At 70.1% G+C, this 18061-nt stretch carries 20 protein-coding genes and 1 tRNA gene; 14 read left to right on the forward strand and 7 right to left on the reverse strand.

Annotated elements, in window-relative coordinates; genetic code table 11:
- Positions 1 to 16: 16 nt before the first annotated feature.
- Both NL115_RS05380 and NL115_RS05385 read right to left on the reverse strand, forming a co-directional pair.
- Positions 17 to 616, reverse strand: coding sequence for a DUF8056 family protein (locus NL115_RS05380; protein WP_254832173.1), 600 nt, complete (start codon positions 614 to 616; stop codon positions 17 to 19).
- 48 nt (positions 617 to 664) lie between these two features.
- Positions 665 to 1891, reverse strand: a complete 1227-nt coding sequence (locus NL115_RS05385; RefSeq protein WP_254832174.1) for an outer membrane protein assembly factor BamB family protein — start codon at positions 1889 to 1891, stop codon at positions 665 to 667.
- A gap of 85 nt (positions 1892 to 1976) precedes the next feature.
- Here NL115_RS05385 and NL115_RS05390 point away from each other — a divergent pair, with 85 nt between their 5' ends.
- Positions 1977 to 2996, forward strand: a complete 1020-nt coding sequence (locus NL115_RS05390; protein WP_254832175.1) for a phosphoribosylaminoimidazolesuccinocarboxamide synthase — start codon at positions 1977 to 1979, stop codon at positions 2994 to 2996.
- Between the two features lie 27 nt (positions 2997 to 3023).
- On the opposite strand, the gene NL115_RS05395 is transcribed toward NL115_RS05390, so the two are convergent.
- Positions 3024 to 4010: a formyltetrahydrofolate deformylase gene (locus tag NL115_RS05395; protein WP_254832176.1), complete on the reverse strand. Its 987-nt coding sequence runs from the start codon at positions 4008 to 4010 to the stop codon at positions 3024 to 3026.
- A gap of 134 nt (positions 4011 to 4144) precedes the next feature.
- Here NL115_RS05395 and NL115_RS05400 point away from each other — a divergent pair, with 134 nt between their 5' ends.
- From NL115_RS05400 to purQ, 4 genes are read left to right on the forward strand one after another with little or no spacing between them, the layout of a single operon-like run.
- Positions 4145 to 4756 carry a hypothetical protein gene (locus NL115_RS05400; RefSeq protein ID WP_254832177.1) on the forward strand — a complete coding sequence of 204 codons (612 nt, stop codon included), beginning with the start codon at positions 4145 to 4147 and terminating at the stop codon, positions 4754 to 4756.
- A complete protein-coding gene (locus NL115_RS05405) occupies positions 4734 to 4949 on the forward strand; it encodes a DUF8150 family protein (RefSeq protein WP_254832178.1) in 216 nt (71 codons plus the stop codon). Before NL115_RS05400 ends, NL115_RS05405 begins: the two co-directional genes overlap by 23 nt.
- Before the next feature lie 49 nt (positions 4950 to 4998).
- Positions 4999 to 5250 (forward strand): phosphoribosylformylglycinamidine synthase subunit PurS, encoded by a 252-nt coding sequence (gene purS, locus NL115_RS05410; RefSeq protein ID WP_254832179.1) that lies wholly within the window; start codon positions 4999 to 5001, stop codon positions 5248 to 5250.
- 52 nt (positions 5251 to 5302) lie between these two features.
- Positions 5303 to 5980: a phosphoribosylformylglycinamidine synthase I gene (gene purQ / locus NL115_RS05415; protein ID WP_254832180.1), complete on the forward strand. Its 678-nt coding sequence runs from the start codon at positions 5303 to 5305 to the stop codon at positions 5978 to 5980.
- Between the two features lie 76 nt (positions 5981 to 6056).
- Here purQ and NL115_RS05420 read toward each other — a convergent pair whose 3' ends face one another.
- Positions 6057 to 7319, reverse strand: a complete 1263-nt coding sequence (locus NL115_RS05420; protein WP_254832181.1) for an NAD-binding protein — start codon at positions 7317 to 7319, stop codon at positions 6057 to 6059.
- A gap of 109 nt (positions 7320 to 7428) precedes the next feature.
- On the opposite strand from NL115_RS05420, the gene NL115_RS05425 reads away from it, so the two are divergent.
- Positions 7429 to 8730 (forward strand): potassium channel family protein, encoded by a 1302-nt coding sequence (locus NL115_RS05425; RefSeq protein ID WP_254832182.1) that lies wholly within the window; start codon positions 7429 to 7431, stop codon positions 8728 to 8730.
- On the forward strand, positions 8727 to 9965 hold the full coding sequence (locus NL115_RS05430; protein ID WP_254832183.1) for a TrkA C-terminal domain-containing protein: 1239 nt from the start codon (positions 8727 to 8729) through the stop codon (positions 9963 to 9965). The genes NL115_RS05425 and NL115_RS05430 overlap by 4 nt, the downstream gene beginning before the upstream one ends.
- An 80-nt stretch (positions 9966 to 10045) precedes the next feature.
- Here the strand turns inward: NL115_RS05430 and NL115_RS05435 are convergent, their stop codons facing one another.
- Positions 10046 to 10735 carry an HAD family hydrolase gene (locus NL115_RS05435; RefSeq protein WP_254832184.1) on the reverse strand — a complete coding sequence of 230 codons (690 nt, stop codon included), beginning with the start codon at positions 10733 to 10735 and terminating at the stop codon, positions 10046 to 10048.
- Between the two features lie 220 nt (positions 10736 to 10955).
- Here NL115_RS05435 and secF point away from each other — a divergent pair, with 220 nt between their 5' ends.
- The 4 genes from secF to NL115_RS05455 all read left to right on the forward strand — a co-directional run bounded on the left by secF (position 10956) and on the right by NL115_RS05455 (position 14736).
- On the forward strand, positions 10956 to 11849 hold the full coding sequence (gene secF / locus NL115_RS05440; protein ID WP_254832185.1) for a protein translocase subunit SecF: 894 nt from the start codon (positions 10956 to 10958) through the stop codon (positions 11847 to 11849).
- Entirely contained in the window at positions 11846 to 13441 is a 1596-nt protein-coding gene (locus NL115_RS05445; RefSeq protein WP_254832186.1) for a preprotein translocase subunit SecD, read from the forward strand. The genes secF and NL115_RS05445 overlap by 4 nt, the downstream gene beginning before the upstream one ends.
- An 87-nt stretch (positions 13442 to 13528) precedes the next feature.
- Entirely contained in the window at positions 13529 to 14266 is a 738-nt protein-coding gene (locus tag NL115_RS05450; protein WP_254832187.1) for an Nmad3 family putative nucleotide modification protein, read from the forward strand.
- Positions 14267 to 14325: 59 nt separating this feature from the next.
- Positions 14326 to 14736, forward strand: coding sequence for a cupin domain-containing protein (locus NL115_RS05455; protein WP_254832188.1), 411 nt, complete (start codon positions 14326 to 14328; stop codon positions 14734 to 14736).
- A 34-nt stretch (positions 14737 to 14770) separates the two neighbouring features.
- On the opposite strand, the gene NL115_RS05460 is transcribed toward NL115_RS05455, so the two are convergent.
- Positions 14771 to 15547 (reverse strand): DICT sensory domain-containing protein, encoded by a 777-nt coding sequence (locus NL115_RS05460; protein WP_254832189.1) that lies wholly within the window; start codon positions 15545 to 15547, stop codon positions 14771 to 14773.
- Positions 15548 to 15765: 218 nt separating this feature from the next.
- Positions 15766 to 15836 (reverse strand) — tRNA-Gly (locus NL115_RS05465).
- A gap of 256 nt (positions 15837 to 16092) precedes the next feature.
- Here NL115_RS05465 and NL115_RS05470 point away from each other — a divergent pair.
- The 3 genes from NL115_RS05470 (at position 16093) to NL115_RS05480 (ending at position 18001) form a co-directional block, all read left to right on the forward strand.
- Positions 16093 to 16920 (forward strand): NAD+ synthase, encoded by an 828-nt coding sequence (locus NL115_RS05470; RefSeq protein ID WP_254832190.1) that lies wholly within the window; start codon positions 16093 to 16095, stop codon positions 16918 to 16920.
- Between the two features lie 79 nt (positions 16921 to 16999).
- A complete protein-coding gene (locus NL115_RS05475; RefSeq protein WP_254832191.1) occupies positions 17000 to 17296 on the forward strand; it encodes a DUF7312 domain-containing protein in 297 nt (98 codons plus the stop codon).
- Between the two features lie 81 nt (positions 17297 to 17377).
- A complete protein-coding gene (locus NL115_RS05480) occupies positions 17378 to 18001 on the forward strand; it encodes an NfeD family protein (RefSeq protein WP_254832192.1) in 624 nt (207 codons plus the stop codon).
- The last annotated feature ends 60 nt before the right edge of the window (positions 18002 to 18061 follow it).

The following is an 18061-nucleotide window of genomic DNA, read 5'->3' on the forward strand; positions in this document are numbered from 1 at the left end:
CGTGCGGAGCGTGACGTTACCGGGCGTAGCGGTGCGCACCGTAGATGCTCGCCGCCGCCGCGAGCGGAATCAACACGGACGCGACCGGCGGGATGGCGTACAGGAGCGCGACGAGCGGCGCCAGCAGCCCCGACGGCGGCGTCCGGGTGACGGTCTCGCCATCGAGGACGAACTCCGGCGGGATGGAGGCGACGACCCCGAGGTACAGCGAGAGCAGGAACAGGAACCCCGACGCCCCGAGCAGGCGGTCGTACCGGGTGTCGCTCCCCGCTCGGCGGTGCCGGCGCGCGACGAGCAACACCGGCGCCAGCACCGGCCCCACGACGAACAGGCCGACGAGGATGAACATCGCCCGCGAGAAGGTGAACGTCCCGCCGGTCCCGGAGAGCGTGTTGAACACCTGCACCACCAGAGCGAGGCCGAAGAAGAGCGCGAGCAGCCCACCGAGCAGCCCGCCGAGAGCGACGTACAGCTTGCAGAGCCGCGAGCCCGTCTGCCGGAAGGCGTACGGGAACGCCCCGAACAGCCCGGAGTAGGCGTCGTCGTCCGGTGTGGGGTCGTCCGCCGCACCCGTCGCCGGCCCGGCGTCTGCCGTGGCGGTCTCCGAGTCGGTCATCACCCGGGCTACGGGCGGCGGGTCGAAAAGCCGCCCGGTACCAACCGGTCAGCGGTCGCCGAGCGCCGCGCCGCAGTCCGGACAGAACGATGGCGCTGCCAGTTCCGACAGGTCGGTACCACAGTGCGAACAGCACTCGGGGGCGCCGGAGTCGTGCACCCGGGCGGCGGTCCCGGAGGTGTGGTCGTCGGGCGACCCCGGCGGGCCGGCAGGGTCGCGGCGGTCGTGGTGACCCAGCGTTCCGGCCAGTACGCGCGAGTCACGACTCGACCAGTCGCGGTCGCCGACAGCCCCGACCGCGTACAGGTAGCCGTCGTGGCTGCCGGCGTAGACGGTTCCGTCGACGACCGTCGGGGCGGTGTCCACCGGCCCCTCCGTCTCGAACCGCCAGCGTTCCTCACCGGTCCACGCGTCCACCGCGACCAGGGCGCCGGCACGCTCGCCGGCGTACACCGTTCGACCAGCGACCGTCGGCGAGGACGCCACCGACGAACCGGTCTCGAACCGCCAGCGCTCCTCACCGGTGGTCGCGTCGAACGCGTACAGTCGGTTGTCATCACTCCCCGCGTAGACGAGGCCGTCGGCGACGGTCGGGGTCCCTCTGAACGCCTCATCGCGACGGGCACGCCAGCGTTCCCCGCCGGTCGCCGCGTCGAACGCGTACAGACCCGCCCGGCTCCCGAGGAACACCGCCCCCGCCCCGACGGTCGGCGAGGAGTGTCCCGGCGGGATGTCGGCGCGCCAGTGCTCCTCACCGGTTGCCGCGTCGAGCGCGAACGGCCGCCGTTCGCTCCCCGCGTACACGGTCCCCTCGACGACCGTCGGCGACCGGTGGATGCCGGTCGCGGCCACGTACTCCCAGCGCTTCTCCCCGGTCGCCGCGTTCACCGCGTCCAGTCGGTGGGCACCGACGCCGCAGTTTCCCACGTAGACCGTCCCGTCGTGGACGGTGGGCGAGACGTCGATGTCGTCGCCGACCGTGTACGTCCACCGCCGGTCCCCGGTGGCCGCGTCGAGCGCGTGGAGGTCACCGTCTGCGGCGGCGTAGACGGTGCCGTTGGCGACCGACGGCGCGGTCTCGACCGGTCCACCGGGGCCGTACCGCCAGCGCCGGTCGCCGGTCGCGGTGTCGACGGCGTACAGGTATCGGTCCGTGCTTCCGACGTACACCGTTCCGTCGACGACCGTCGGCGAGGAACGCGTGATGGCCCCCGTACGCGTGCCTCGATTCGTGGTCGCGTCGTACCGCCACAGCCGCCTGCCGCCATCGGGCATGTGACCGGAGGGGGCCCCGGAACCCAACAACCTTCCGACGGTCCGGAAGGGGAAACCCCTTGCCGACCGACTGCGACCCCCCCGCATGACCAGCGTCAAGGAGTTCGTCATCGAGGAACCCGCGACGCCCGAGCGGACGGGCCGCGGCCGCTTTGCCTTCACCGACGACTACTCCGTCTTCGACTGGGGGAAGATGCCCGACCCCATCCCCGGCAAGGGCGCCTCGCTCTGTGCGATGGGCGCCGCGAACTTCGAACTGCTCGAAGCCGAGGGCGTCCCGACCCACTACCGCGGCGTGGTCTCGGAGGGCGAGGTCGTCACGCTGGACGAGGCCGACGCACCGCCCCGCGAGATGGCCATCGACCTCTCTCGCGTGCCCGACCTCCCCCACGAGGGGCGCACCTACGACTACACAGTCTTCCATCGCGAGGCCGGCGAGAACTACGTCGTCCCGCTGGAGATCGTCTTCCGCAACACCGTCCCCGTTGGCTCCTCGCTCCGGGGGCGTGCCGACCCCTCGGATTTCGACCTCGAGTTCGACGACTGGCCGGACGAAGCGGTCGACCTGCCCGAGGCCGTGGTCGAGTTCTCCACGAAGTTCGAGGAGTCCGACCGCTACCTCTCGCGCGAGGAGGCCGACCGCATCGCCGGCGCCGCCGACATCGAGACGCTCGAGGAGACCGCCCGTACGGTCAACCGGCTCGTCACCGAGCGCGCCGACGACGCAGGGCTCGAGCACGAGGACGGGAAGATCGAGTGCATCTACGTGGATGGCGAGGTCCGTGTCGCCGACGTGGTCGGCACGTTCGACGAGAACCGCTTCTCCTACGACGGCCAGCAGGTCTCGAAGGAGGTCGTCCGGCAGTACCACAAGCGCGAGCAGCCCGAGTGGGTCGCGGCCGTCGACGAGGCGAAGCAGCGCGCGAAGGCCGAGGACGTTGCCGACTGGCGCGAGCTCTGCGAGCGCGAGCCCGAGCCCCTCCCCGAGGGCGTCGTCGGGGCGATGAGCGACCTCTACTGTGGGGGCGCGAACGCCTACCTCGGGCGCGACCTGTTCGACGCGCCGCCGCTGGCCGAGGCCGTCGAGCGAGTGCGCGACCTCTGAACGGCGCGCCGACCGCGGCCGTATTTCTCAGTCGTCCTCGGACGATTTCGGAGCGATGTCCATGTCGACATCGTACTCCAGGCCAGCACCGTCACGCGGCTCGCTGGGCCGGAGGGCGTCGGCCTCCTCGGAGAGCCCGAGCTGGTACTGCGAGCGGTCCACGTCGTCGCGGAACTCCGTGCGGCCGTGGTAGACCGACACCGCGTCGTCCAGATGCAGGCGGACGGCCTCGACGAGCGCGGCCGCCTCGAGCGGCTGCCCCCGCCGCTCGAGTGCCTCGACCTCGGCCCCCGCGGGCGCATCGAAGACGCGCTGGGTGATGATGGGCCCCTGGTCGAGGTCCGTCGTGACGTAGTGGGCCGTGACGCCAGCCACACGCACCCCCTCCTCGCGGGCCTGTCGGTAGGCCTCGGCGCCGGGGAACGCGGGCAGGAGCGACGGGTGGACGTTGATGATGCGGCTCTCGTAGCGGAAGACGACGTTCGGGCTGAGGATGCGCATGTAGCGCGCCAGCACCACCAGGTCGACCTCGTACTCCGCGAGCAGATCGAGCAGGTGGTTCTCGTCGGGAACGCCCTTCTCGTCGCCGATGTCGTGGAAGTCGACGCCGCGCTCGGCCGCGAGCGGTTCGAGGTCGTCGTGGTTCCCGATGACGACGCTGATTTCGGCGTCGAGTTCACCCTCCTCGCGCGCCTGGAACAGGGCCTCCAGGCAGTGTGACTCCTTCGTCACCAGGACGGCGATACGGTCGGTCTGGCGGTCGCTCGGGAACCGGACCTGGATGTCGACCCCGAGTTCGTCGCCGAGGTCGGTCAGGTCGTCGCGGAGCGTCTCGTCCTTGACGATCATCTCGCTCGTGTCGACGTGGAGCGTCATCCGGAAGACGCCGTCACGGACCGCCTGGTCGAGGTCCTCGATGTTGATGCCGCGCTCGAACAGCAGCGACGTAACCCGGGCGATGAGTCCCTTCTTGTCGTCGCCGACGACGACGATCTCCGTGTAGTGGCGGGTCACGCGACCACCTCGATGGGCGTGGAACTGGTCATACACTCCCCGAGCGGCCCAGTCGGCAAAAGCGCCGCGCTCTCCGGATGGAGGTGAGGGCCGACCGAGCGGAGGTTTATCATCCGGCGCGCGCCACCGTCCCGGTGAGCGAGTTCCCAATGGAGTACGACGGCGACCGGCTCGTCATCGAGAAGGAGACCCTGTCGAACCTGGACGAGTTCGTCCTCCAGTTCACCGAGGTTCTGGACCAAGCGGGAGTCCAGTACGTCGTCGTGGCCGGCTACGTGGCGATACTACTCGGCCGGTCGCGGGCGACGGAGGACGTGGATGTCATCATCGAACCGCTCTCCGAGTCGGAGACGGACGCGCTCGCCGAGGCGCTTGATGACGCCGGCTACTGGGGCGTCGAGGAGCCGCTGGAGCACATGTACGACCGACAGACCGACGACATCGCGACCCGGGTCGCCCCGGATGGCAAGATGATTCCGAATTTCGAGGTCGTCTTCCCTCAGGACGGGTACGACCGTCACTCCCTCAGCGAGGCCATCGTTGCCGAACTCGCGGGGCGAACGCTCCGAATCGGGCCGCTCGAACTCCAGGTCGCGTACAAACTGCACCTGGGGTCGCAGAAGGACTTCGAGGACGCCCTCCACCTGTACACCCTGTTCGCCGACAGACTCGATACGGAGAAACTCGAACGGTTCGTCGACGGCTTCGAGGTGAACGACAGCTATGAGCGACTCAGAGACGCCTGACCTGGACGAACTCGAGGCCAAGCACGAGCGCAACCGCCAGCAACGGCTCGCGTTCGTCAAGCGCTGGGCCGAGTACGTCCGCACCCACCCGGACGAGGAGTGGGCCCGCCAGCAGAAGGTCGTCATCGACGGCCAGGTGGACCCGCCGCCCGACGAACGGGAGACGGACGCGGCCGACGACGGCGAACCGTAGCCACTCGCCGAACAGAACCGTTTTGTCCGGCCGCCACCCGCCCTCGAACATGACCGCCTACACCGCCGTCGTGACGGTCCGACTGAAACACGGCGTGCTGGACCCGGAGGCCGAACGGACACAGGAGGCGCTCGAACGGCTGGGGTTCGAGCTGGCCGACCTCCGCTCGGCGGACCGCTTCGAGGTGGACCTCGACGCCGAATCGCCCGAGGCCGCCGCCGACCGCGCCGAGGAGATGGCCGAGCGCCTGCTCGCCAACCCCACCATCCACGACTACACGGTGGAGGTCGAGGAGCGGTGACGGTTGCAGTCACGATGACGGCGACGCCCGACTCCCACACGAGGTGGTCGCTGTGACCGTCGCCGTCATCCGCTTCGGTGGCTCGAACTGCGACCGCGACGCCGTCCGCGCCCTGGAGCACCTGGGTGTCGACGCCGACATCGTCTGGCACGAGGACGGCCTCCCGGCCGACCCCGCCGGCGTCGTCATCCCGGGCGGGTTCTCCTACGGGGACTACCTGCGCGCCGGTGCGATGGCCGCCCGCTCGCCCATCATGGACGAGGTCCGCGCGGTCGCCGACGAGGGCACGCCCGTCCTCGGCGTCTGCAACGGCGCACAGATCGGCTCCGAGTCCGGCCTCACGCCGGGCGCGTTCACGACCAACCGGAGTGCCCGCTTCCAGTGCGAGCACGTCCACTGCCGCGTCGAGCGCGCCGATACCCCGTTCACGAGCGCGTTCGAGGAGGGAGCTGTCGTCGAGTTGCCCATCGCTCACGGGGAGGGCCGCTTCGAGGTCGACGAGGACCGCTACGACGCGCTCGTCGACGAGGACCGCGTGCTGTTCCGCTACTGCGACGCCGACGGGAACGTGACCGACGCCGCGAACCCGAACGGCTCGAAGGGGAACGTCGCCGGCGTGCTGGGCGAGCGCGAGTCCGTCGCGGTGCTGATGCCCCACCCCGAGCGCGCGACGCTGCCGGACCTCCACGCCGGCACCGACGGACAGGGGCTGCTGCAGGCGTTCGCGTAGCGGGCGCTGCGGGAGCTCTTCTCGTCGAGGAACTACGATTCGGTGGAATCGTCTTCCAGAGGTTACCGACGAGTGGTCACTCCTCGGCCAGTTCCTCGTCTGCGGCCGCGATCTCCTCCTCGTTGGCCTCGGCGATGTGGGCGGCGAAGTTCTCTACGCCGGTACCGCCGCCGAGTGCGGACTGGGCGAGGAGGTGGCCACCGATGACGGCGGGCGAGACGACGGTGTCGGCGCCGGCGCGCTTGAGTTTCTTCTCGTTCTGCCGCTCGGTCGCGGCGGCGACGATGTTCAGGTCGGGGTTGAGCTCGCGGGCGGTCAGAATCGCGAGCGCGTCCTGGGCGTCGTCGTCGGTGGCGGCCACCAGCGCACGAGCCCGCTCGATACCGGCCTGTCGGAGTGGGTCCTCGTCGGAGGGGTCCGCGACGACGACGTCGACGTCGCGGTTCCGGAGGCGTCGGGCCTTCTCCTCGTCGCGGGTGATGACGATGAAGTCGACCCGGCCCAGTTCCTCGATGATCGGTTCCGTCATGTCGCTGAACCCGACCACGATGACGTGGTCGTCCAGCAGTTCCAGTCGTGATTCGTTCATGGTTCCGAGTGCCTCGGCGAGGCGGGCCTCGATGGCAGGCGTCAGTAGCGTCCCCAGCGCGACCGCGAACGATGCCGTCCCGATGACCAGCGCGCTCATGGCGAACAGTTTCGCGGTTTCGGTCTGGGGGGTCACGTCGCCGTAGCCAACCGTGGAGGCGGTGACCAGGGCGAAGTAGAACGCGTCGGTCAGGGAGTCGACGCCGGTGAAGCCGTCCTGCAGGGCGAACGCGCCCGCCGTCCCGTACACCTGTGCCCCGACGATGGCCGCCAGCGCCGCCAGCTGTGTCGTTCCGAGGTCGAACTCCCGGTCGAACGTCCGGAAGTTGATGAGCAGGCCGAGCAGCGACAGCACGGAGAGCGCGACCAGCGGTGTCGCGACGGGGATGGTCCGGCCGGCGACCGCCACCCCGGTGGAGCCGACGAGTCCCTGGAACGCCGTCACGGGGAGCAGGACGACCGCGATGCCCCAGGCGACACGGACCCCCCGGCGGAGGCCGGCAGTGGTGGCGAGGAGGATGAAGCCCGTGAGCGCGCCGGTGAACCCGAACGCCTGCTCGACGGACTGGGGGACGTACGCCGAGAGCAGTCCGGACGTCTCCGTGCCACCGATGTTGATGATTCCGGTGACGATAGAGAGGAGGGCGACGACGGTGACGAGGCCGATGGCCGCACGGACCCGGAACAGCGACCGGCTGGCCCGGCGGACCGAGCGCCCCGCCTCTTCGAATTCCTCGTCGACGCTACTCATGCGGTGAGCCACATCCCCGGCCGACAAAACAACCGCGGTCCCCGAGACAGCGGCGTGCCGAGTCGTGACCTCCGGTAGTCGTTTAACCGTCCCCACCATCGGAGCGCGCATGGCTCCACTCCCCGTCGAGGTCGTCCTCGGCATCTATCTGGGGGTGCTCACCGGCATCATCCCGGCACTGGTCGCCTGGGGGCTCGGCTTCATCTTCAAGTACGTCACCGGGGTCTCCATCCCCGGATTCGGTGTGGTCGTCCTCGCGCTCGCGATGGCAGGCGTCAACGGCGGCCTGCTGGCCCTGACCGACCAGACCGTCACCAGGCAGGCCTCGGGGCCGGTCGTCGTGGTCGCCATCCTCGTCGTCCTGATGATGTCGCTGTACGCCCACGCGAAAGGCGACGCGATGGGCTCGGCGTTCCCCAAACGCGTCTCGCTCCAGCGCCTGCGCGACCAGACGCTCTCGGCCGACGTGGTCGAACTCGTCGGCGGGCGCGGCCAGGTCCGCGTCGCGGTGGTCGGCGAGGTGGCCGACATGGAGGGCTACCCGCCGCTCCCGGACGACATCCGGTCCGAGATCAAGGGCGGCGACTGGACGTTCCCAGCAGACCTCCCCATCGGGGAACTGGAGTCGCGGTTCGCCGACCGCCTCCGGACGGAGTTCGACTGCGCCGAGGTGACCGTCCGCATCGACGAGCGCGGCCAGGCGTCCGTGGCCGCCGCGCCACCGATGGCCGGCCTCTCGAAGCGCGTCCCCGAGGGGCACCGCGCCATCTCCGTCGACGCGCTGCTCCCGACGGGCCTCGCACGCGGCGACCGCGTCACCGTCCGCACCGACGGCGGGGCGGTCGACGGGACCGTTCTCAGCGCGAAGACCGGGACGCCGCCGGCACCGACCCGGACGCCGGAGCCGCCCGACGCGCCCCCCAGCACCAGCGGCGACCGCTCTCCCTCGTCCGACCGTGAGAACCGAGACGACGACGCCCGGACGGACGGCGGGACCGTGGCCGAGGCCGCCGAAGTCCCCCCGCCGCGGGCACCGACGACCGCCGGCGGTGACGGCCGGCTGACGGTGGCGGTCCCGCGGAGCGACGCCGACACCCTCCTGACGGCCGACCGGGGTCGCGTGGTGGTCCGCTCGCGGGGGCGTCGCCGCGAGTTCGAACTCCTCTCGCTGCTCCGCCGGGCCGGGAAGCGCGTCCGGCGGCTGACGCTCCGGGCCGACGGCGCCCTCGACGGCGCGAGCATCGGGAGCGCGGGCGTCCGGGAGACGTACGGTGTGGCGGTGCTCGCGGTCCGAACGGCCGAGGGCTGGGCGTTCGCCCCCTCGGGAGAGACGGAACTCGCCCCCGGCGACGAGCTGTTCGCCATCGGGACACGCGAGTCGCTCGACGCGTTCGCGGAGGCGGTCGCATGACGGGACTCGCCGCGTTCGACACCTTCCTCCAGTCGACGGGCGGGCTCGGCTCGGTGCTGGGCATCCCGGTGCGGTCGTTCGTCAACGCGGCCGGACTGGCGGTGCTGGCGTTCGCGCTCGGCGGCGGCATCGGGCTCGTCCACCGCTGGTACGCCGACCAGACGGTCCCCGAGGGTCTCTCCGTGCTGGTCGGGCTGAGCGGCGTGGCGCTCTCGCTCAACACCGACTTCGCGCTCGCACAGGTCATCGACGACCAGACCGCCGTCCTGGGGCTCGAAACGGCCGTGTTCAACGTCAGTGTCTTCCTCGCCGCCGGCCTCACCGCGGCGGCTGGAGGGCGTGCCGGCGACCGTCTCGGCGCTGGCGCGTTCGCCCTGACCGGCGCCGATAGCGTCGACCGCGAGGTTTCGAAGGTCGTCAGGGCCGTCGGGCGGGTCGTCACCGTCGACCTCCCGGACACCGAGGACATCGGTGACATCGAGGGGTACGACCCGGTTCCATCCGAAACGAAGGCGGAGTTCGGGGGCGCGACGCTCGTCTTCCCCCGGCGTCTGACAGTCGAGGAACTCCGCAGACGCCTGGTCGAGCGTCTCAAGACCGACTACGGCGTCGGACAGGTAGACCTGGAACTCGACGAGGACGGCGTCGTGGAGTTCCTCGCGGTCGGCTCCCGCGAGTCCGGCATCGGCCCCTCGCTCCCGCCCGGGACCGCCGCGGTCCCCGTCCGCGCGGACCCGCCCCACGCGGCCCGGGCCGGCGACGTGGTGCAGGTGTTCCGGCCCGCCGACGCCGAGGGCGGCCCGAAGCGCGTGACGACGGCGGAGGTCCGCGGGAGCGCCGACGACACGGTGACGCTGGCCGTCGACGAGGAGGAGACCGAGGCGCTCGACGACACGACGCGCTATCGACTCGCGACGCTCCCCACGTCCCCGCGCGCCGACCGCGAGTTCGTCTCCCTCCTTCGCGCGGCCGTGGAGACGATGGGCGTCGCCACCGTCGCCGAGGGCAGCCCGCTGGTCGGCGTGAGCCTCGGCGGCCTCGCGGTGTCTATCGCGGCCGTCCGCCCCGCCGATGGGACCGTCGAGGCCATCCCGGCCCGGACCCGGACGCTCGCCGCCGGCGACACCGTCTACGCCGTCGCACGGCCGGCACTCCTGCGACGGCTGGAGGCCGCCGCCCGCGGCGACGCCGACGCCGAGCCGCCGCTGGTGGACGCCGCCGGGCGCGACGACTGACCGCCTCGGCTTCCGGCACGCTACCCATTGACTCTCGACGCGCGATGAGCAGCACGACCAGCCACAGTGACACGTCCGTCTTACTCCCATGGCGGGTCGACCAGCTCCCGCATCGACCCCAGCTCGAAGTGCGGCCGGGTCCCCGGCCGCCCGGTCGCGTCCAGTGCCGCCTCCGACCGTCGCAACCACGCGGTCCGCATCCCCGCCGCGTCGGCCCCGAGCACGTCGTCGCGGCCGTCGCCGACGTGAACCGTCGCAGGAGCCGCGGTCCCCAGCGCGTCCAGCGCGTCGAGGAACGGCGCGGGGTCGGGTTTCGCGAGCGTGTCGTAGCCCGCGTGGACCACGGTCTCGAACCGGTCGGCGAGGCCGAGTTCGTCGAGCTTGGGCGCCTGAATCTCGGGCGCGCCGTTGGTCACGACGGCGAGGGGGTAGCGCTCGGCCAGTGCCGCCACCGCCTCGCGGGCCCCCGGCACCGGCTCCACGTCGCGGTGGTCGCGCAGGGTCGTGTGGACCGCGGCGACCCGTCGCCCGACGGCGCGGTCGTGGCCACGCTCCGCGGCGAGGTCCGCGAAGCACGCCTCCCGGAGCTCGGCCTTCGTGTCGGTCCGGGGGACGTAGCGGAACATCCGGCTGCGATACTCCTCGGCGGTGAAGAAGGGATCGACGCCGACCTCGGCGAAGGCCTCGCCGAGCAGGTCGGCGGTCGAGCGCCGGTACTCGCACAGCGTCCGGTCGATATCCAGCGTGACGGCTGCGACCTGCGTCGGCATTCGCTCGCGGGTAGGGCCCTTGCGGCCGTAAACTGTTGGGGGCGTTCGCGGGACGAGTCCGTGACCGCGGGACGGCCGCGGCTGGGCCGAGGCCGGTCGGGAACCGGGCACGGGTCTCGGTCGTCAGCAGGACCTGCCAGCGCCGAAGTGAGAAGGCTTATTCGCCGCCGTTGCCGACCCGTGGCCATGGTAGACTCCGCGCACGTGGGGGTGAACGCCGGTGGCTGAGGCCGACGCCACCGGGAAGCTCCCGTTCAGCCTCCCCGACGTGGACTACGAGCAGTACACGAACCGGCAACTCATCACCGTCCCGCTGGTCGTGCTCGTGATCGCGCTCGCGGTCATCGCCGGCTTCTTCGTACTCACCGGGTCGCCCGTCCAGCCGGGACTGGCGTTCACCGGCGGTACCGAGCTGCAGGTCACGACGACCGACACCGCGGCCCAGATCGAGTCCACGTTCGAGTCCAACGGGTTCGACGTGGAGTCGGTCCAGCCCATCCGCTCGCAGGAGAACGCCTTCATCATCACCTTCCAGTCGACGGACACGGACGCCATCCAGACCCAGGCCGAAGGGGCCGGCTACGACGTGAACTCCATCCAGGGGCGGTCGGCCTCGTTCGGCGCACAGAGTCAGAGCCAGGCTCTCATCGGTCTCGCAATCGCCTTCGGCGGGATGGCGGTCCTGGTGTTCGCCCTGTTCCGGACGTTCATCCCCTCCATCGCCGTCGTCGCGAGCGCCTTCTCCGACATCGTCATCCCCCTCGCGCTGATGAACATCTTCGGGATGGAGCTGACCCTCGGAACCGTCGCGGCGCTCCTGATGCTCATCGGGTACTCGGTCGACTCCGACCTCCTGTTGAACAACCACATCCTCCGGCGGTCGGGTGGCTTCTACGAGTCGACCTACCGCGCGATGCGGACCGGGGTGACGATGACGCTCACCTCCATCGCCGCGATGACCGTGATGGCCATCACCGCGTTCCTGTTCGGCATCCCGCTCCTGCCGGCGGTCGGGACGGTACTCGTCTTCGGACTGACGGCCGACCTGATGAACACCTACATGCTCAACATCACGCTGTTACGCTACTACAAGTACGAGGGGGTGGCGAGATGAATCTCTCACCCCGCGAGAACTGGCGTGTCTACCTGCTCATCGTCCTCATGCTGGTGAGCACGGTCGCGGTGTTCGTCCCGCTGGGCGGTGCCGACACGGACGGCCCGACGAACCTCCAGTACGGCCTCGAACTCTCCGGTGGGACCCGCGTCCGCGCGCCCCTGGTCGGCATGACCGCCGAGGTCGACACCGGCGGCACTGACACCCGTGAGCTCGCGGCCACGCTCTCGAACCGCCTCAACGTCTCCCGGACGGATGTCAACATCCGGCAGGTCCAGAACGGACAGGACACCGTGGAGGTGTTCGCCGACGCCAACAACGACAACGTGACACAACAGGAGTTCGCCGCGGCGCTCGACGCGGCTGGCGTCGAGGCCTCGACCGACGACATCCGCGACGGCGTCACCCAGGAGACCCGACAGACCGCCGTGAGCGTCCTCTCGAACAAGATCAACACCGTCGGGCTCTCGGGCGGGACCGTCTCGACGACGACCACGCCGACCGGCGAGACGTTCGTCCTCGTCGAGGTGCCCAACGCCAACCGCTCGCAGGTGCTCGACCTCATCACCTCGCGTGGCCGCGTCGAACTGGTCGCGCACTTCCCCCAGCAGCGCCAGAACGAGAGCGACAACGGTACCCGGACCGTCTACCGCGACGTGTCGCTGCTGACACAGGAGGACTTCTCGACCAGCAACTTCCAGGCCCAGCCGGCCGACCAGGGTCAGCCGGCCCGCGTCCCGGTCGCGCTGAAGGACGAGCCCGCCCGGAACTTCTCGAACGCGATGCAGACCTTCGGCTTCACCGACGAGGGAATCAGCAACTGTGGCTACCAGCCCGCCTCCGGCGAGGACCCGGACACGTTCCCGGGCTACTGTCTGTACACGGTCCGTGACGGCGAGGTCGTCTACGGCGCCTCGATGAGTCCCGGCCTCGCTCAGACCATCCGGAGCGGCGACTTCGTGAAGGACCCCACCTTCGTCATCACGGCCAACAACTACAGCGAGGCCCAGCAGCTCGCTATCGACCTGCAGGCCGGCGCGCTCCCCACGACGCTCGACATCCAGGGCGAGGGGACGACCTACTTCCTCGAGGCCTCGCTGGCCAACGAGTTCAAACTCTTCTCGCTGATCACCGCCATCATCGCCGTCTTCGCCGTCGCGGGGATGGTGTTCCTGCGCTACCGCGAGCCGGGAGTGGCGGCGCCGATGATACTCACCGCAGGCGCGGAGGTGTTCCTGCTGCTCGGGTTCGCCTCCGCGGTCGGCCTGGCGCTGGACCTGTCTCACATCGCCGGGTTCATCGCCGTCATCGGCACGGGGGTGGACGACCTCATCATCATCGCCGACGAGATTCTCCAGAGCGGTGAGGTCAACACCTCACGCGTCTTCGAGTCACGCTTCCGCAAGGCCTTCTGGGTCATCGGTGCCGCGGCGGCGACCACCATCATCGCCATGTCGCCGCTCGCGGTCCTCTCGCTCGGGGACCTGCAGGGCTTCGCCATCGTCACCATCGTCGGCGTGCTGCTCGGTGTGCTCGTGACCCGGCCCGCCTACGGTGACATCCTCCGCAACCTCGTCCTGGAGGACGTCTGAACGCGGTTCACTGACCGGATTCTTCGCCCGCCGTCACGACGTTCCCGGCGGCTTGATGTGCCACACCGTCGGAGTGTCTCGGACAGAATGCGCGGCCTCGCAATCAACGTCGGCGCGAACACGAACGAGCCGGGCTTCCGGGCCCCGGTCGATGCCTACGGCCACTTCGACTTCGTACCCATCCCGGAGGACGAGCCCACGCGCGAGGACGTTCACGTTCCGACGTACGGCGAGCTGGACGGCACGCTGGGCTTCGATGTCGACGTGAGCGACGTGGCGGACGTGCCGGTCCACCTCGACCCGGAGTTCAGGGACTACCCGTTCTGCGAGGGGTACACCTACGGCGACCCGTACGGGGCGAAGGCGGGCCCCATCTCCGAACTCGAGGCGGGCGATTTCCTCTTCTTCTACGCGACGCTCGACACGCCGAGCGAGGACCGCCCCGACTGGCAGCCACCGAGATGGGGCGCCTTCCTCGTCGGGCACTTCCGGCTGGCACGGGACCCACTGGGGCCCGAGGCGTTCGCGGCGGCCGGCGAGCCGACGAGGGCCGCGTTCGCCAACAACGCCCACGTCAAGCGCGAGACGTTCGACGCGCGCGTCCTCGTGCAGGGCGACGCGTGGGGGTCGGAGCTGTACAACGCGGCGGTGCCGCTCTCCGCGCGGACGGCCGGGAGTGAGGCCAACCGGCTCGTCACGGAACTCTCCGCGGACTCGGGGAAGGGCCCCTGGTGGCGCCGGCCGCTCCACTTCGACCACGACGCCACGGAGGAGCTGCTCGATGTCCACGACACGCAGGCGTGGGACCGTTGTTTCAGGGCGTAACCCGGCCGCTAGCAGGCGTGCCCACAACCTTCCTTGCTCCCCCGACTCCAGGCCCATCCATGGCCGACACCGACCCCGGCGATGGTACGACCGTCTCGCTCGCCGACGCCTTCGACCGCATCGACGACCACTGGGCGCCGCGGCTCGCCGCCGAGTGCAACGGCCAGCACGTCAAGCTCGCGAAGCTCCGGGGCGCCTTCGAGTGGCACCACCACGCCGACGCCGACGAACTGTTCCTCGTCGTGGCGGGCGCGCTAGACATCGAGCGCCGGGACGCTCCCGACGTACATCTGGACGCCGACGAACTGCACGTCGTCCCCGCGGGCGTCGAGCACCGGCCGGTCGTACCCGGGGAGACGGGCGTCGGTCCGGACGGCGACGAGGCCCACGTCCTCCTGTTCGAGCCGGCGGGGACGCTGAATACGGGCGAGCACGAGAGCGAGCGGACCCGCGAGGTGACGGAGCTGTAGCCGGGAACGGCCCGAACGGCGAGGGTCAGAAGTTCTACGTGACGTACCGACCGATCCGCTCCACGCGGCCGGGGTCGTACGTCCACATCGCCCGCCAGACGTTGGCGCCGGTCTCCAGCGCGACGAGGGCGATGTGGCCGTCCTCGCCGTCAGGTGGACGGAATACCACGAACCAGGAGTGGCGGTACTCGTCGTGTGTCCCCGCGTGGACCGTCACGTCGAGTGAGTCGGGAACCGGCTGGTCCCGGACACCGTAGACGTGGACGTCGACGGCCGACTCGCCGAGCCAGCGGTACACCTTCCGGGTGCCGTACTCGTCGTCGAGTCGGGAGAACCGCTGGAAGGAGACGTCGAACCGGCCCTCGCCGGCCTGGAGCGCCCGCCCCTCGATGAACCGGGAGATGAGCACCAGCAAGAGCTTCTCCTTGTTCGATTCGGGGAACCCGCGGACCTCGAACTCGACCTCGTCGAGCCCGGTCAGTACCTCGGGGATCTCGGCGTCGTCGAGCCCGTGTGCGCCGGTCCGGTACCGGTCGGCGTTGATGAGCAGGAACGTGTTCTGCAGGCGCTCCATCGGCGTGGTCGCGACGATCTCGCCCTCCCGGAGCAACAGCACCACGTCCGTCGTGCCCTCGGGGACCTGTCGCTCGGCGACCGTCACGTCCTGCGTATCGAAGGCCTCCTGGAGGAGGGAGACGAGCGGCTCCGGTCCGGTCCGGTTCAGCACCACCAGAGACGTATCGGTCTCGGGAACCTCGTCGATGAACTCCGAGAGTGCCTCGGGGAGCGGCTCATCCACCGACGAATCCATGTATGTCGGTAAATGGGACGGCGAGAACAAGTATGTGGGGACTGGTTCAGACGCCCACACCGAACGGGCGGCGGCTGGATGTACTGTCGGGAACCTCGCCCGCCGGCGTCCGAGAGATGCGCCGTCCGGGAATAGTGAACTCCCATCATTCCGCTCCGCTCCACGACGACGTTCAATTCCCGGCGAGCGGTTTTCGCCTCGCTTTGCTCGGCAGAAAATGCGCCGTCCGGGAATTGAACCCGGGCTCTAGCCTTGGGAAGGCTATGTCCTACCACTGGACCAACGGCGCGCTTCCTTCCGTCGCGCTCCGCGGCTCGCAACCCGCAGGGTCGCTCACCAACGGCGTGCTGGTTACACTCGCGCCTCGAGGCTCCTAATCCCTTCGGGATTACTCACCAACGGCGCGCTTCCTTCCGTCGCGTGAACTGCTTGCTCGGTCGTCGACTTCAACGTAGCGCTTCCGTGGGCCCTGCACCACCGGACGACCGTCCAGTTCCGCTCGCCGGACAGGAGGTATTAGTCGGTCGCGGTCCACGATTCCGGTGATGACAGAATCTACGGCGCTTCTGGAGGGGACGAACGTCGACCTGCTGCTCTCGGAGGCGGAGCTGGAGACCCGACGCGAGCACATCGCGTCGTTCATCGAGGGGGTCGTCGAGGACGCTGGCGCCGAGGGTGCGGTACTCGGTCTGTCGGGCGGTATCGACTCGACGCTGACGGCCTTTCTCGCCGTCGAGGCACTCGGCGAGGACGGCCTCCACGGGCTCGTGCTACCGAGCGACGTGAACACGGAGGCGAACATGAGCGACGCCGAGCGAGTCGCCGAACTGCTCGACATCGGGTACGACGTCATCGACATCGAGCCAATCGTGGCGTCGTTCGTCGACGCCGCGCCCGCCCACGCCGCCGACGACCGGATGGCACTGGGCAACGTCCGGGTGCGGACGCGCGCGGTGCTCAACTACTTCGTCGCCAACGCCGAGAGTCGCATCGTCCTCGGGACGGGCAACCGCTCGGAGGCGATGACGGGCTACTTCACGAAGTACGGCGACCAGGCGGTCGACTGCAACCCCATCGGCAACCTCTACAAGTGCCAGGTCCGCCAGCTGGCGCGCCACGTCGGTGTCCCCGACGAGTTCGTCGAGAAGGCCCCCAGCGCCGAGATGTGGGAGGGGCAGACCGACGAGGAGGAGATGGGCCTGGGCTACGATACGCTGGACGCCATCCTCGCGCTCCACGTCGACGGTCCGTTCTCGAAGTCCGCGACGATGCGGACGCTCGACGTGCCCGAGCCGGCCATCGACCGCGTGACCGAGCTGGTGGCTGGCAGCGAGCACAAGCGCCGGATGCCCCCGGCGCCCGAGCCGCCGTGAGCCGACGGGTGTGACAGCGGGCGGACACGGCGTTCGGTATCGACGGTAGCCCTTTGAGCGTCCAGCCCCTCGTGCTGGTATGGACGAGACGGACGATTCGCGCGACGGACCCACCGACGAGTCCGGACACAGGGAGTACGCCGCCGAGCCTCGCGAGCCGGAGGAGGACCCCCGCTACGACGACGAGACGGTGGCGTCGACCGTGCGTGATGTCGAGGGCATCGAGTACGAGGAGGGCGGGAACGTGGCCGGCGCGTCGCCGGGCGCGGACCTCGGGCCGGTGGAGCCGGAGGCACCGACGCTGGAGGGCGCGCTGTTCGTGCTGCTGGGCGCCGCCCTCACGCTCGTCGTGCTCGCACAACTGGTCGGCTTCTGAGGGCGGGCCCGCCCTCGCGACCGCGCCGACGGGCGGACTCGGGGGCCAACCGTTATTCCGGCGCGCGCCGTAGCCGGGAGTATGCTCGACGCCCTCGCGGTCGTCCCCCTCCAGGCAGGGCTCGAACTCTTCGGCCTGCCTCTCTCGCTGATACTGCTACTGGCGGGTGCCGGACTCGTCGTGCTGGAGGCACTGGCTCCCGGGGCGAACTTCATCGTCATCGGCGTGGCACTGCTGGCAGCCGGGCTTGTCGGGACGCTGCTGGGCAGCGCGCTCGGCCCGCTCACCCCGCTCCTGCTCGCGGCGGTCGTCCTCGTCTCCGGCGCCGGCGCGCTGTACGCCTATCGCAACCTCGGCATCTACGGGGAGGCCGACGGGGGGCGCACCTCGGATTCGGGGTCGCTCCGTGGCAAGACCGCCCGCGTCACCGAGCGGGTCACCCGCGACGGCGGCGAGGTGAAGCTCTCCGAGGGCGGCGGCTTCAACCCGTACTTCCAGGCCCGCTCGGTCGACGGCGCCATCGAGGAGGGCGAAGAGGTACTCGTCGTCGACCCCGGCGGCGGGAACGTCCTCACCGTCGAGTCCGTCTCCGGGCTCGGTGGCGAGGACCCCATCGACCGCGAACTGGCGCGCGAGCGGGCACGACGGGCAGCCGAGGCCGGCGACGACCGCGAGGACGAGGACGAGGAGCCCGAAACCGCCTGAGTGACCGCCACGAGCCGACCGCTCCGGACCGACTCACTTTCCACCGTTCGCACAGAGACC

This window comes from Haloglomus salinum (assembly GCF_024298825.1).
In the GTDB taxonomy this organism is placed as follows: Archaea; Halobacteriota; Halobacteria; order Halobacteriales; family Haloarculaceae; genus Haloglomus; species Haloglomus salinum.

What these genes read in the sequence shown, in the direction of transcription:
- NL115_RS05380 (WP_254832173.1), bottom strand. Translation starts at nt 616, where the DNA reads ATGACCGACTCGGAGACCGCCACGGCAGACGCCGGGCCGGCGACGGGT.
- NL115_RS05385 (WP_254832174.1), bottom strand. Translation starts at nt 1,891, where the DNA reads ATGCCCGATGGCGGCAGGCGGCTGTGGCGGTACGACGCGACCACGAAT.
- NL115_RS05390 (WP_254832175.1), top strand. Translation starts at nt 1,977, where the DNA reads ATGACCAGCGTCAAGGAGTTCGTCATCGAGGAACCCGCGACGCCCGAG.
- NL115_RS05405 (WP_254832178.1), top strand. Translation starts at nt 4,734, where the DNA reads ATGAGCGACTCAGAGACGCCTGACCTGGACGAACTCGAGGCCAAGCAC.
- purS (WP_254832179.1), top strand. Translation starts at nt 4,999, where the DNA reads ATGACCGCCTACACCGCCGTCGTGACGGTCCGACTGAAACACGGCGTG.
- NL115_RS05420 (WP_254832181.1), bottom strand. Translation starts at nt 7,319, where the DNA reads ATGAGTAGCGTCGACGAGGAATTCGAAGAGGCGGGGCGCTCGGTCCGC.
- NL115_RS05425 (WP_254832182.1), top strand. Translation starts at nt 7,429, where the DNA reads ATGGCTCCACTCCCCGTCGAGGTCGTCCTCGGCATCTATCTGGGGGTG.
- NL115_RS05430 (WP_254832183.1), top strand. Translation starts at nt 8,727, where the DNA reads ATGACGGGACTCGCCGCGTTCGACACCTTCCTCCAGTCGACGGGCGGG.
- NL115_RS05435 (WP_254832184.1), bottom strand. Translation starts at nt 10,735, where the DNA reads ATGCCGACGCAGGTCGCAGCCGTCACGCTGGATATCGACCGGACGCTG.
- NL115_RS05445 (WP_254832186.1), top strand. Translation starts at nt 11,846, where the DNA reads ATGAATCTCTCACCCCGCGAGAACTGGCGTGTCTACCTGCTCATCGTC.
- NL115_RS05450 (WP_254832187.1), top strand. Translation starts at nt 13,529, where the DNA reads ATGCGCGGCCTCGCAATCAACGTCGGCGCGAACACGAACGAGCCGGGC.
- NL115_RS05455 (WP_254832188.1), top strand. Translation starts at nt 14,326, where the DNA reads ATGGCCGACACCGACCCCGGCGATGGTACGACCGTCTCGCTCGCCGAC.
- NL115_RS05460 (WP_254832189.1), bottom strand. Translation starts at nt 15,547, where the DNA reads ATGGATTCGTCGGTGGATGAGCCGCTCCCCGAGGCACTCTCGGAGTTC.
- NL115_RS05470 (WP_254832190.1), top strand. Translation starts at nt 16,093, where the DNA reads ATGACAGAATCTACGGCGCTTCTGGAGGGGACGAACGTCGACCTGCTG.
- NL115_RS05475 (WP_254832191.1), top strand. Translation starts at nt 17,000, where the DNA reads ATGGACGAGACGGACGATTCGCGCGACGGACCCACCGACGAGTCCGGA.
- NL115_RS05480 (WP_254832192.1), top strand. Translation starts at nt 17,378, where the DNA reads ATGCTCGACGCCCTCGCGGTCGTCCCCCTCCAGGCAGGGCTCGAACTC.